11 protein-coding genes are annotated in these 13,512 nt (G+C 50.6%); 6 read left to right on the forward strand and 5 right to left on the reverse strand.

Features of this window, described 5'->3' with window-relative positions; translation table 11 throughout:
- The first annotated feature begins 27 nt into the window (after positions 1 to 27).
- The 4 genes from AC0KH7_RS11195 (at position 28) to AC0KH7_RS11210 (ending at position 6,055) form a co-directional block, all read left to right on the forward strand.
- Positions 28 to 1,284 (forward strand): 3-deoxy-D-manno-octulosonic acid transferase, encoded by a 1,257-nt coding sequence (locus tag AC0KH7_RS11195; protein WP_472373439.1) that lies wholly within the window; start codon positions 28 to 30, stop codon positions 1,282 to 1,284.
- Positions 1,285 to 1,355: 71 nt separating this feature from the next.
- A complete protein-coding gene (gene rpoZ / locus AC0KH7_RS11200; RefSeq protein ID WP_472373441.1) occupies positions 1,356 to 1,580 on the forward strand; it encodes a DNA-directed RNA polymerase subunit omega in 225 nt (74 codons plus the stop codon).
- A gap of 23 nt (positions 1,581 to 1,603) precedes the next feature.
- Positions 1,604 to 3,766, forward strand: a complete 2,163-nt coding sequence (locus tag AC0KH7_RS11205; RefSeq protein ID WP_472373443.1) for a RelA/SpoT family protein — start codon at positions 1,604 to 1,606, stop codon at positions 3,764 to 3,766.
- Positions 3,767 to 4,057: 291 nt separating this feature from the next.
- Positions 4,058 to 6,055, forward strand: a complete 1,998-nt coding sequence (locus AC0KH7_RS11210) for a cache domain-containing protein (RefSeq protein WP_472373445.1) — start codon at positions 4,058 to 4,060, stop codon at positions 6,053 to 6,055.
- Positions 6,056 to 6,128: 73 nt separating this feature from the next.
- On the opposite strand, the gene AC0KH7_RS11215 is transcribed toward AC0KH7_RS11210, so the two are convergent.
- From AC0KH7_RS11215 to AC0KH7_RS11230, 4 genes are read right to left on the reverse strand one after another with little or no spacing between them, the layout of a single operon-like run.
- Positions 6,129 to 6,998, reverse strand: a complete 870-nt coding sequence (locus AC0KH7_RS11215) for a metal ABC transporter permease (protein ID WP_472373447.1) — start codon at positions 6,996 to 6,998, stop codon at positions 6,129 to 6,131.
- Positions 6,995 to 8,404: a metal ABC transporter permease gene (locus tag AC0KH7_RS11220; protein WP_472373449.1), complete on the reverse strand. Its 1,410-nt coding sequence runs from the start codon at positions 8,402 to 8,404 to the stop codon at positions 6,995 to 6,997. Before AC0KH7_RS11220 ends, AC0KH7_RS11215 begins: the two co-directional genes overlap by 4 nt.
- Positions 8,394 to 9,194 carry a metal ABC transporter ATP-binding protein gene (locus AC0KH7_RS11225; RefSeq protein ID WP_472373451.1) on the reverse strand — a complete coding sequence of 267 codons (801 nt, stop codon included), beginning with the start codon at positions 9,192 to 9,194 and terminating at the stop codon, positions 8,394 to 8,396. The genes AC0KH7_RS11220 and AC0KH7_RS11225 overlap by 11 nt, the downstream gene beginning before the upstream one ends.
- A 1-nt stretch (position 9,195) precedes the next feature.
- On the reverse strand, positions 9,196 to 10,089 hold the full coding sequence (locus tag AC0KH7_RS11230) for a metal ABC transporter solute-binding protein, Zn/Mn family (RefSeq protein WP_472373453.1): 894 nt from the start codon (positions 10,087 to 10,089) through the stop codon (positions 9,196 to 9,198).
- Between the two features lie 258 nt (positions 10,090 to 10,347).
- Between AC0KH7_RS11230 and AC0KH7_RS11235 the strand changes: the two genes are divergently transcribed.
- Together AC0KH7_RS11235 and amt are read left to right on the forward strand one after the other, a co-directional pair.
- On the forward strand, positions 10,348 to 10,734 hold the full coding sequence (locus AC0KH7_RS11235) for a RidA family protein (protein ID WP_472373455.1): 387 nt from the start codon (positions 10,348 to 10,350) through the stop codon (positions 10,732 to 10,734).
- 234 nt (positions 10,735 to 10,968) lie between these two features.
- Positions 10,969 to 12,804, forward strand: coding sequence for an ammonium transporter (gene amt, locus AC0KH7_RS11240; protein WP_472373457.1), 1,836 nt, complete (start codon positions 10,969 to 10,971; stop codon positions 12,802 to 12,804).
- 22 nt (positions 12,805 to 12,826) lie between these two features.
- On the opposite strand, the gene AC0KH7_RS11245 is transcribed toward amt, so the two are convergent.
- The gene (locus tag AC0KH7_RS11245; protein ID WP_472373459.1) at positions 12,827 to 13,423 is read right to left on the reverse strand and encodes a histidine phosphatase family protein; all 597 of its coding nucleotides are present in this window, start codon (positions 13,421 to 13,423) and stop codon (positions 12,827 to 12,829) included.
- Positions 13,424 to 13,512: the final 89 nt, after the last annotated feature.

Genomic DNA, 13,512 nt, shown 5'->3' on the forward strand with positions numbered 1-13,512 from the left:
CGTTTTTGCGCCAAAGATGATTCCGAGATGTTGTACCAAGTTCTGATTCGCCTGCTCAGCCCCCTGGTTTTCCTGATCACCGTCCTAGAGGCGGTCAAACGCCACGGCGGCTGGCGCTATTTTGCGCAACGTCTGGGGCTTTCATCGCCCACGTCTTCGGAATCACACAGCCTCTGGATTCACTGCGCATCGGTTGGGGAAGTAAAGGCCGCCGAAGCATTAATACGCCGCTTACAGGCAGACGAAAACCTGCTCATCACCACCAACACCCCCACCGGCGCACAACTGATTGAAACCCTGTTTCAGAAATCGGTTCGATACCAATACCTTCCATTGGACTACCCTTATGCCATCCGGCGATTCCTAAACAATCAGAAACCCCAATCACTTTGGGTGGTGGAAACCGAAATTTGGCCCAACCTGTACCGTTTGGCCCATAACGCCGGTGTCCCCATTCAGTTAATTAATGCCCGCTTGTCCGTCAAAACCCTCAAGAGTCCAGACTGGCTAAAAACCCTTTACCGCAAAACGCTCCGTTACGTAGAGACCATCTATGCTCGTAATGCGTCGGAAGCCGAGCGTTTTCGGACTTTAGGCGCGGCAACCGACAAACTGGTTGTGCTAGGCAACCTCAAATATGCCGGCTTAACCCCACAACCGAACTACCCGAACCCCATTATTCAAATCGCCCCGACCCATGCCGAATATGTACTCGTTGCATCCACCCACCCCGGAGAAGAAGAGGCAATAGTGCAACTCTGGCTGACCTTAAAACGCCCTGAACTCTTGGTCATCGTTCCCCGACACCCGAAACGACGCCACCAAATTTTAAAGGCCTTGGCCGCCCACCGCGCTCAAATGGCCGTACTGAGTTTAAACGAGCCCCTCACCCCCCACACTCGTTTTTATCTTTATGACCGAATCGGGGCCCTAATGCCGCTCTATCAGCACGCCAAGCTGGTCATTATGGGCGGAGCCTTCAACCCAAAAGGCGGGCATAACGTATTGGAACCGGCCTCGGTAAAGGCCTGCATTTTGACCGGACCTGACATGTCGGATTTTGAGGAGGAAACTCAAGAACTTCTCGACCATAAAGGCCTGATTCAGTTATCGGAACTGAACGATTTGTATTCATTACTGCCTTCATTATTGGACGACACCGAAACGCGTCGCTCAATGGGCGAAGCCGCCTTCAAAATCATTCAACAAAAAAACCACATTCTGGACGACTATTTAACCCATCTCTGCCCGCCCAATCGCATAAATAAACGCCCTTCTCCTTAATACTTATTGAAAGTCACTACAGTTATTCGGTAAAATAATAATTTACTGAATTTTAAGGAAGAATATCGCTCATGGCACGCGTTACTGTAGAAGATTGTTTAGATCAAGTTGAAAACCGTTTTGAATTGGTCATCCTAGGCGCAAAACGCGCACGTCAGCTCTCTAATGGCGCTGAGCCAACCTTAGACTGGGATAAAGATAAACCAACGGTTATGGCTCTGCGCGAATTGGCGGAAAACACCATTAATAAAGAAGTGGTCATGTCTGACCCGGATACCCCTCCATACTTCGGTTAATGACAGGAGCCCCTATATAATTTATGCCCACCCCAACTTCACTTGACGGCTTGATTGAGAAAGCATCGGTCTATCTCAAAAAAAAACACCTGAAACAACTCCGAGCCGCATTTGAATTTGGAGCGGAAGCCCACCAAGGCCAAAGCCGTAAATCCGGCGGCGATTATATCTGGCACCCTGTGGCCGTCGCCGAAATCCTCGCCGAAATCCAGCTGGATCACGAAAGCCTGATTGCCGCCATCCTGCACGACGTCATTGAAGACACCGCCTTCACCAAACAAGACATTATTGACCGCTTTGGTGAAAACGTCGCCGAAATCGTCGATGGCGTCACCAAACTCGGCAAACTCGAATTCGACAACCCACAAGAAGCCCAGGCCGAAAACTTTCGTAAAATGGTATTGGCCATGGCGCGCGATATCCGCGTCATCCTCATAAAGCTAGCCGACCGCTTGCACAATATGCGTACCCTCGGCGTCATGCGCCCGGACAAGCAACGCCGAATTGCACGAGAAACCCTAGAGATTTACGCTCCGATTGCCGCACGATTGGGCATCAATGCAATTCGAATCGAACTGGAAGATTTAGGGTTCAAAGCCATGCACCCTTTCCGTTTTTCCGTTCTGGAAAATGCGGTCAAAAAGGCCCGAGGCAATCGCGCCGAAATTGTCGAACAAATCAACGAAGCCATTTCTCAACGCCTACAGGAAGACAATATCCCTGCCCACGTTATCGGGCGGGAAAAGCACTTATACAGCCTCTATAAAAAGATGAAGTATAAAAAGCTGAGCTTTGACGAAATTCTCGACATTTTCGCCTTCCGGGTTGTCGTGAACAGCGCCGACGAGTGCTACCGCGTGCTCGGCTCCGTCCATTCCCTTTACAAACCGTTTCCGGGGCGATTCAAGGATTACATCGCCATCCCGAAATCCAATGGCTACCAGTCACTGCACACCGTATTGTTCGGCCCCTTCGGAGCCTACATTGAAATCCAAATTCGCACGAACGAAATGCACGAAGTTTCCGAACACGGGATTGCGGCCCACTGGGTCTACAAACAAAATCTGGACGACGAAAACGAAACCCATGGCGAACGCCCACTGTCAGCCGTGGAAGTCCGCGCCCAAGAGTGGGTTAAAAACCTGCTGGAAATCCAACAAGGGGCTGGGAACTCTTTGGATTTCTTGGAAAACGTCAAAATCGACCTTTTCCCAAATGTCATTTACGTCTTTACTCCGAAAGGTGACATCGTCACTTTACCGGCCGGCGCAACCGCCGTGGATTTCGCTTACGCGGTCCACACCAATATCGGCCATGCCACCGTTGGCTGTCGCGTCGATAAAAAATTGATTCCACTGCGCACGCATCTGGAAAGTGGTCAAACAGTCGAAATTATCCGCAGCAAAGAATTACAACCCAACCCGTCTTGGCTACACTTTGTCACCACCGCAAAAGCACGCTCGCAAATTCGCGCCTTTTTGAAAAACCAGCAGTCCGAATCCGCTCAAGCTCTGGGACAACGTTTACTCGAAAAAGGTCTGCGTAATTTCAATATGTCTTATAACGGCTTGACGGACGCCATCCGCGAAGGCATCGTTATTGAACTGAAGCTGGAAAGCTGGGATCACTTACTGGAAGAAATCGGCCTAGGCAAACGCCTGGCCAAGCTGGTCGCAAAACAAATTCACGACGTGGTGCTCGGAAAAGAAGACTCGGTGCTACGCCATCCGGAATCCGACCAATCCATGCAACCGCTGGTCATTACCGGCACCGAAGGCATGGCTGTCAATTACGCCGGCTGCTGCCATCCGATTCCCGGCGATGAAATCATCGGTTTCATCAGTGCAGAAAAAGGACTGGTCATCCACCGTCAGGAATGCAAAAACGTCAAACACTTCAAAAACCACCCAGAAAAATGGTTGGATGTGAACTGGGAAGACAACATCACCCAAACCTTTGATGTCGAACTGCAGCTGGAAGTCCATAACCGACGCGGTGCCTTAGCGACCATTGCCAGCAACATTGCCGAAATGAAAACCGACATCGATCGCGTCCGCTCGGAAGACAAGGACGAAACCTACAGTTTGATGAATATCGTCGTTCGCGTACACACTCGAAAACACCTGGCGGACGTCATGCGCAAACTCAAACGCCTCTCGATTGTCGAAAAAATCCAACGCCTTTAAAAAACCATATTCAAAACAAGGCTAAGTTAAGTAATTTAACGAAGCCTAAACGCACCAAAACAAACCAACTCTCATCTGAAAACGGGCTCTTTTTCCATAAAACGCCCCCTCAAAAACACCTAAAAACCGCGCCTAAAGCTTGTTTTAAAAACAAAACCAGAACGTGGCATTATTAATGCTTTAATTTCAGTAAATAATTATATATTGACCAACCACCTCAAACACATAACAAACGGTTGGCAACTCGATTCGATCTGAACGAATAGATTAAAAAATGATGGAACCTAACTCATGCAACAGCTTAAGCAATACACTCAGTATTTGCCCGAGGTAAAACGCTATCTGGGCGAACTGGAACACCAAGACCTTTGGTGGACAACCGTGGCAATGGTTGGAAAAATCAACAATGAAAACATCGATCCGCAGTTACTGGAGTCGATTGTCGACACCCAAAAAGAATTCCAAAGTCTGCGCAATATGATGATTGAAGCGTTGGTCAGTCGTTATCTCAACCAAGCCAACAGTGAAATCGTTCTCAAATCGCAAGCCACCATCGATATTTTGATCCGTAACCTGTTTGAGCGCACCGCAGACGTTGGCTTCCTTACCACCGACGACGACCTGGTCGACTTTCTGGCCAATCCGGAAACCACTGAAAACAACGCCGATTTCATTCACCGTCGTATTGAAGAGTACGTTGCCAAATACAGCGTTTACGACGACATCCTTTTACTGGATACCCACGGTCAAGTTCGAGCCAAACTGAACCCAAACAACCCGGTCACGATGAGCCGCGACCCGATCATCCAGGAAGCCTTGACCACCAACGAACCCTACACCGAAGTGTATCGTCATTCGGACCTGTTCCCAAACAAACCGAAAAGCCTGATTTACGCCAAACGCATTGAGGCGACCGTCAATGGCGAAACTCAAACCGTCGGCGTCCTGTGTCTCAGCTTCGAATTCGATGAAGAAATGGAATCCATCTTCCCCAAACTGAGCAGCGCGGAAGAAGGGTATGAAATCATGATTCTCGACAATCAGGGCAGCGTCATCGCCACCAACAACCCGACCCTACACCCGCTGGACAAAAAATTGCCCGTACCGGAGCAGATGCGCACCCCCAAAGGGGACGATAAAGGGTTAAATTACATTACTCAAACTCATGGCTACCAAGGTTTCAAAGGCCTACCATGGTTCTGTTACACACATGCCGCTCATTCAGTCGCCTTTGCCAGCAGCCAGTCCACGGAAGATTTAGGCGTCACCATCAATGAAGAGTCGCCGATTTATCTCCGAGATCTCGACGAAACCAACCTGAAAGTCAGTACCCTGCTGCTGATCGTCATTCTCAACGGCAAAATTACCTCTTTGAAAAAAGACGTGAAGTCCTTCCTGCCAGTGCTCGACAGTTTTCAGGACATCAGCCGGGATATCCAAGCTATTTTCAGCGACTTCATTCACCACATCCACACGGTCTTGGTGGAAACCATTCAGAATAAAGTCAAATTCAGCGCCACCCTGGCCATCGAAATCATGGACCGAAATCTTTATGAGCGCGCCAATGACTGCCGCTGGTGGGCGCTGAACAGCACGTTTCGACGAATCTTGACGGATCATCAGGATAAAAACCCAATCGAGGAAGAAGAAACCGAAACGCTGACCGATATCCTCCAGTACATCAACCAGCTTTACACCGTCTACACCAACATCATGCTGTACGATCGTAAAGGTAAAATTCTCGCCGTTTCCAACCCGGCCGAAGCCCACCTCATCGGCACGATTCTGCCGCAACCACAGGACACCTCCGCCTGTCTGGGCATTCAAGACACCCAAGCTTATGTTGTGTCGGATTTTCACAAAACCGAACTCTACAACGGCCGTTACACTTACATTTACCACGCGGCGGTCAAGCACTGGCACAGCGAACATAAAAACGTCGGCGGTATCGCTTTGGTGTTCGATAGTGAACCGGAATTCCTCGCCATGCTGGAGGACACCAAGCCGAAATACATCAACAAGGCCGTGGACGAATCGACCTTCTGCCTATTCACCACGCCGGACGGCGAAATCATTGCCAGTACCACAGACACTTATCCCATCGGCACCCAAATCACACTGCCGGATAAGGTCAAACACAGTGCCAACGGCGACTCCGGTTCTTTGCGTTGGGACATTGGCGAGTGTAAATACATTATGGGATACAGAATGTCGGAAGGGTACCGAGAATACAAAAACGGTGACGGCTACAGCAACGATGTCTTATCTTTGGTCTTTACCGGCATCTAACACCACACGTCTGACTGGGGGTTGAGTTAAAACAACCAGGCCTGCCATCGCGGCAGGCTGTTTCGAATCCGTGTCAGGCCTGAGCCAAACCGCTCTGACGACGCGCTTTTAAAGCCTGCAAAACCAGGACCGTCGCCATTAACAACAACCCGGCCATCACGGCAATGGACGCCGCAATCGAACTGTCTAACCAAACGGCCACCGCATAGCCCGCCAGCACCGAAAGCTGAGCATAGCCCGCCGCCAACCACAGCATGCCTTTTAAAGACTTGGCCAACAAATAGGCCGCACTGGCCGGAATGACCAGCAGGGCAACCACCAAAATCGCCCCCACTGCATCGAAAGACGCCACCGTCGTCAATGACACCATGGTCATCAGGAGATAATGCCAAAACACCACATTCACGCCCAAAGACACCGCCAAAGCCGGATGAAACGCCACCAGTTTAAAGCGTTCAAAGCCAATCAGCACAATCAACAGATTCAGTAAAAACACGCCGAGAATGAGCCAAAAAGCGCGCGGCCCAATGTCGGATTCTCCCCAAATAACCGTATCAAACGGCACAAAAGCAATTTCGCCGTAGAGCACACATTCCTGATCCAAATCCACCTGACCGGCGTACACCGAAATCAAAATGACCCCGACGGCAAAAAACCAAGTGAAGATAATGCCGATACTGGCGTCGGTCTGCAACTTACTGACTCGGTGCAGCGTATTGGATAACCAGGCCGTCAACAACCCGATGATGGTCGCACCAAGCATCATCGCCACCACCGACCGACTGCCGACCGCCAAATAAGCCAACACGATGCCCAGTAAAACCGAATGGCTGATGGCATCGCCCAATAGACTCATGCGACGCAACACCAGAAAAACCCCCACCATCGAACAACTGATGGCCACCAAGCTCGCCGTGGCCAAAATCCAAATATCGCCCATCATGACTCAGCTCCTTTCTGTTCTGACGCACCCTGCGCCGACGGAATCCGTCGTCCATGGGGGTCTTTCAGTGAACCGGCCTTCTGAGAGATTTGCAACTCCCGTTCCAAAGCCTGAGCTTCCTCATCCGTCAATAAATGCTCAATCTGTTCGGCCTGCGAATGCACCCGATCCGGCGTCAAGGCCAGCTGTTCGGTCAAGTAGTTTTCCCACAGACGATGGCGACGCGTCAGCGCCATCGCCCGTTCCGCACCCGTCGGCGAAAGCGCCACTGCCCGCACGGTATCCGTTGTGGTCAACCAGCCCTGTCTTTTCATTCGCGCCAGAGTGTCTTTCAATTCGGCCAGAGGCATGGTGCGCAACGCCAAAATATCCTCTTCTCCAAACGGCAAGTCCAACGCCAAAGCTTTCTTGGAATGATGACGATTGGCCGGATGACGCTCATTCAATACATACAAGGTGCGCAGCACATTTTCGTCACACACCTGGCGGCGCAGCCGACGCTGCTTCAACACATTGGATATCAAGCCTCGTTGCGGCGCAAACAAAAAGGACACCGCAAACACCAGGGACAGCACCACCACCATCCAAGGCCCGGTCGGCATCGCCGGTGCCATATAGGAAATATTGGCACTGAACAGCCCGCTGAGCCCGCCGATAAAACCGGCGGTCAATAACATCATCGACAGACTGTGCCCCCAAAAACGTGCCGCCGCCACCGGCGTCAACAACACCGCCGCCATCAACACCACTCCGACGATTTGCAAACCGATGACCACCGACATCACAATCAACAGCGCCAGGACCAGTTCATAAAATGCAATGTTCAGTCCCAGCGATTGCGCATAGCTTCGGTTAAAGGCAATCAAACGGAATTTTTGGAAAAAAACCGCCACCGTCACTAACACCACCACGGCCACCACCGACAACAGGTAAATATCGCTCGGCAACATTGCCGCCGCCTGCCCAAACAAAATTTTGTCCAGGCCTGACTTGCCGGCCACTTCCAAACCCTGAATATACGATAATTCCATCAGACCAAGTGCAAAGAAAAACGATAAGGTAATGGCCATGGCCGCATCCGGTTTGATCTTGGTATGCTTGGGAATCCAGTCCATCAGAAACAAACCGAGAAAACTACTGACCAAAGCACCGAAAAACATCAGCAATGGCGTATGAGCATGAAACAGGATAAAAGCCGTCATCACACCTGGCAAAGCGGCATGCGCCAGCGCATCGCCCATCAAAGAACGTTTGCGCAAAAAGGCAAAACCACCAATCACCGACGCGCTGATGCCCAGCAAAATCGAGCCAACCATCACCCAAACGGCATTGGCATCTTCAAACCGCCAGAACTCCAGAAACAGCGCCCAATAGTCCGGCGAATAGGCGACAAAATCACTCGTCATCGTGCACCTTATCCAAGTTGGAGCGATACAGCTTTTCGGTCATATCGCTCAACAGCGATAAACGGCCGCCGTAGGTTTTATTGAGGTTTTCCGGCGTCATCACTTCCTGCACCGGCCCGGCCGCCACTAAACGGGCATTCACTAATAACACCCAATCGAAATAATCGCCGACGGTATTCAAATCATGATGCACACAAACAATGGTCTTGTTCTGTGACTTCAATTCATGAAACAATTCGATAATCGCTTTTTCGGTGGTGACATCCACCCCGGCAAAGGGTTCGTCCATTAAATACAGACTGGCTTTTTGTGCCAAAGCGCGCGCCAAAAACACCCGTTGCTGCTGCCCCCCCGACAACTGACTGATTTGACGATCCTTGAAATCCAACATACTGACGCGCGCCAATGCCTGCTCGGCAATCAGCACATCGTCACGCGATGGACGCTGCCAAAACGTCAAATGACCGTGCCGCCCCATCAACACCACATCCATCACATTGATCGGAAAGTCCCAATCCGACTCCTCGCGCTGAGGCACATAAGCCACCGACAACTGCTTCTGTTTCAGCGGTTGCCCGAAAAAACGCACTTCACCGCTCATCAACGGCTCCAAGCCCATAATACCTTTCAGCAAGGTTGACTTACCCGCCCCATTCGGCCCGACAATGGCAATGTTCTGACCTTCCGGAATGGCAAAACTCACATCGGTCAACACCGGCTTATACTGATAACGCATGCTGAGCTGGTTAACGATCAGCGGCGGATTTTCAATGGTTTTCCATGCATCCATATTATTTCAAAGCCCCGACGATGGTATTGACATTGTGTTTCACCATACCGATATAAGTGCCTTCCGGCGTACCGGACAACCCCATGGCATCGGAATAGAGTTCACCCCCGATGGACAAATGACCGCCAGACTCATTCACCCCCGCCACCAGTGATTTTAAAAACTTTTTCGGCACACTGGATTCGACAAACACCGCTTTGATATGACGTTCTAAAATTAAATCCTTCAAGCGTTTAATGTCATGCAGCCCGAACTCCGTCGCGGTACTGATGCCCTGAAGTCCCCGCACCTCCATACCATAGGCTTTTCCGAAATACCCAAACGCATCGTGCGCGGTAATCAAAACACGCTGCCCGGCCGGAATGGTTTCTACCTGCGCCTTGACCCAAGTGTTCAAATCCGCCAACTGCTGTAAATACACTTTCGCATTCTGGCGATAAAATTCTTGGTGGGCGGGGTCGTGCTGAATCAATTTTTCCAGCACCAAACGACCGGCCAGCTCCCACAGGCTGACATCAAACCACACGTGCGGGTCCGGCGCCTGTCCGAAATGCAAAATCGCATCCTTCGGAAACTGCGACGTCACGGCGTAAACCGCTTTTTTCAGCGCCAGTTTTTCAAAGACTTCCTGCATCTTGCCTTCCAGGTGAAGACCGTTGTAAAAAATCACATCGGCCCGCTGTAACCGACGCAAATCGCCGTGTGTGGCCTTATACAAATGCGGGTCAACCCCCGCGCCCATCAAGGCCGTCATCGTCACTTTATCCTGCCCGATATTCGTTACCAAGTCACCGATCATGCCCGTGGTCACCACCACGTTCAATGGCTTCGCTTGCAGCTGAAACGGCAGAAAGCCGATGCACACTAAAATCAATCCCGTTACATATTTATTCACAATATTTTTCTCATCTTATACAAAGTTTAGTCTAGGCTAATATTTTTAATAATCAAAGTATAGCACAAAGCAACCGGCCCACAAACCCTCTTTAAACACCTTAATAACCCACTGAAAAACCGCCAGGCCTGGCTCAAAGTCTCTCTCGCGTCAACAGCAACCAACCACTCGCTCGCCCGGCACATCATCGGAATTCTATGCTAAAATTCAAACCATCGATTAATCCATCCAATCACGAGACTGATAACGAGGAATCTCATGCGAGAAATCATTGCCACTGATAAAGCCCCACAAGCCATCGGCACTTACTCCCAAGCTGTCAAAGCAGACAATACCGTGTATCTTTCCGGCCAAATCGCCTTGATTCCAGAAACCATGGAATTGAAAGAAGGCGATATTTCCGAACGCATCCATCAAGTCTTCAAGAACTTGTCGGCGGTATGCGAAGCGGCCGGCGGCAACCTACAAGACATCGTCAAACTGAATATTTTTCTGACCGACCTAAGCCACTTCGCCACCGTCAACGAAATCATGGCGCAGTATTTTGAACAGCCTTACCCGGCTAGAGCAGCGGTCGGCGTCAAGGAACTGCCCAAAGGCACAGACGTCGAAATGGACGGCGTGATGATTCTCTCGGCTTACTGAAACAACGGTAGCCCTATACACCTTCAAACGGAAGTCGGCTTCAAACCCGTCGATTTCCACATGTTTCGCACTCAAAAAAAACAATTTCACACCAAAAAAGCGCGCTCCAGCATCACATTTTTCAACCGGAAAGCCGTTTTGTTTCAAACACTTTTATTTTATAAGCACATTTTAATAAAGGTATAAATTTTGCTTGCCAAAGATATTTACCCCTGAGCGTAGGTATCGATAACGATGAGCGAACAACCGATTGATATTCTATGGGTTCTCATCAGCGCCGTTCTCGTCGCCATGATGCAACCTGGCTTTACCGCCCTTGAAGCGGGGGCCACCCGAACCAAAAATTCCATTTCAACCGCCATTAAAAATGTCAGCGATTTCCTGATTGCCTTTATGATTTTCGTTGTCATCGGCGCCAGCATCATGCTCGGAAGCAGCCAAAACGGCTGGATCGGCTGGGACAAACTATTCTTTTACGAAGACTCTCTATCCGGCCTTGTTCTCACCTTATTCCATGCTATGTTCGCCTCCACGGCGGTCACCATTATTTCCGGCTCCATTGCCGAACGCACTAAGTATACCTCCTACCTGATTATCGCCGTGATCGTGTCGCTGTTCATCTACCCGGTTCAAGCCCATTGGATCTGGAACAGCGACGGTTGGTTGGCCCAAATGGGATTCATCGATTTCGCCGGTTCCACGGTAGTGCACTCAGTCGGTGGTTGGGCGGCTTTGGCGGCCATTTTGATTATCGGGCCACGTTTAGGGCGTTTCGAAAACAACGAGCGGCCTTTTGAACAGGCCAACCTCGCTTACAGCGCCCTCGGTGTGTTTTTAATTTGGCTGGGATGGATCGGTTTCAACGGCGGCAGCGTACTCGCCTTAAATATCGAAACCGGAAAGGTAGTGCTCAACACCTTAATCGCCGGTGCGGTGGGTGGTATTACAGGGCTGATTGTCAGCCGCCTAATGACCGGTTACTACCAGGTCATCGACATCATTAACGGCATTTTGGCCGGTCTGGTGGCCATTACCGCCTGTGCGCATCTGGCGTCACCTTTTAGCGCCATGGCCGTGGGTGCCATCGGCTATTTGGCGTACTGGGTCGGCAAAACCCTGCTCGTCCGCTGGCGGATTGACGATGCCATTGAAGCCGTTCCGGTCCATTTATTTGCCGGCATTGCCGGCACGCTGGCCGTAGCGTTTTTGGTAGAGGAAACCTTATTCTGGCAGCAACTCAAAACACAAACCATCGGCATCTTTTTCGTCGGCCTGCTGACTTTTAGTGTCACTTACATCCTGCTGAAAATCATCAATCGTTTCTACCCCCTACGCGTGTCCGAAGCCAAAGAAATTCTCGGCTTGAACATCAGCGAACACCAGGCTTCCACCTCTATGTTCGACTTGGCCCGTGCCATGAACGCTCAAGCCCAAGACCAGGATTTCAGCAAAAAGATCATGGTGGAACCTTACTCCGACGCCTCTTTGATTGCCACCTATTACAACCATGTCACTCAAGCCTTCAACCAATTGAACGACGAAAAAGAAGCGCTGATTGAAGAGTCTTATCACATGGCCAATTACGATCAATTGACTGGGCTGGCAAAGCGACGCCTACTGGTGAACGAACTGTCACGCTCCATTCTGCGATTGGACCGCCAAGACCAGACCAATGCCATTTTATTCATTGATTTGGACGGTTTCAAAGCCATTAATGACCAATACGGCCATAATGCCGGCGACATCCTGCTTAAGGAGGCGGCCAACCGCATCCAGACCATTATCCGCAAAACCGATTTGGCGGCTCGTTTCGGCGGTGACGAATTCGTAATCCTGCTGGAAAACATTCAGAATGAAAGCTTCGCCGCTCAGGTCTCGGACAAAATCATTGAGGCCATCAAACAGCCGATTCAACTGCCAAACGACGTCACCGGGTGCGTGAATGCCTCCATCGGTCTCAAGGTCTTTGACCAAAGTTCAAAGAAAAATGTCGACGACATTCTCAACATGGCCGACAAAGCCATGTACGAAGCGAAACGACGCGGAAAGGGGCAGTGGGTAATTGCCTAGTTTTCCAAACAGGCAAAGACCATCAAGGCGTGACTGAATAACGCGCAATCAAATCAAAAACGGTATCGCCCGGTTCGCGCCCCAGCGGTTCCACCACCGCCATCTCTCCGGGTTGCAACCGCAGGTAAATCAGCTCCCCAATATTGGGACGATGCGTCACCAAAATCAAATTTCCTTTGCCATTGAACTGACTGATTAACCGGCGCGTGGCTTGTAAATTCGCCTTGGCTTTATCTTCCGGTAGCGCTCGAATCAATCGCAGCTCCGGCCCCACCTCAAATTCGCCGAACGCCAGACGCGCGGTATCTTTGGTTCGGCAATGCGGGCTCGCCAAGACCTGTTCCACGTGAATGCCGTGCGCCCGAAACAACTCGCCGATTTTTTTCGCCTGCGCCTTTCCGTCGTCGTTCAGATTACGCTCGCTGAAACAACTGCTGTCCAACAAAAACGCATCCCCAAACTCCCGATCGATTTGCGCATGCCGAACCAACACCACTTTACCGCCTTCCTGCAAGGCCGCCCAAAAATCATCACCCGAGTCCCCGGCCCAACTCACGGCGCCGAACAAACTCCAGGCCAACACACTGCCAAATACCCATGTTTTCCATACACGCTTCATGGCTTTTCCTCCGTTTTTCATCATCATACGCGGTTGGCTACACAGGATTTTGAAAGAAATAAGGTTTACGTCCGAGTTCACAAAACCAC

Source organism: Hydrogenovibrio sp. (assembly GCF_965140365.1).
Lineage (GTDB): Bacteria > Pseudomonadota > Gammaproteobacteria > Thiomicrospirales > Thiomicrospiraceae > Hydrogenovibrio.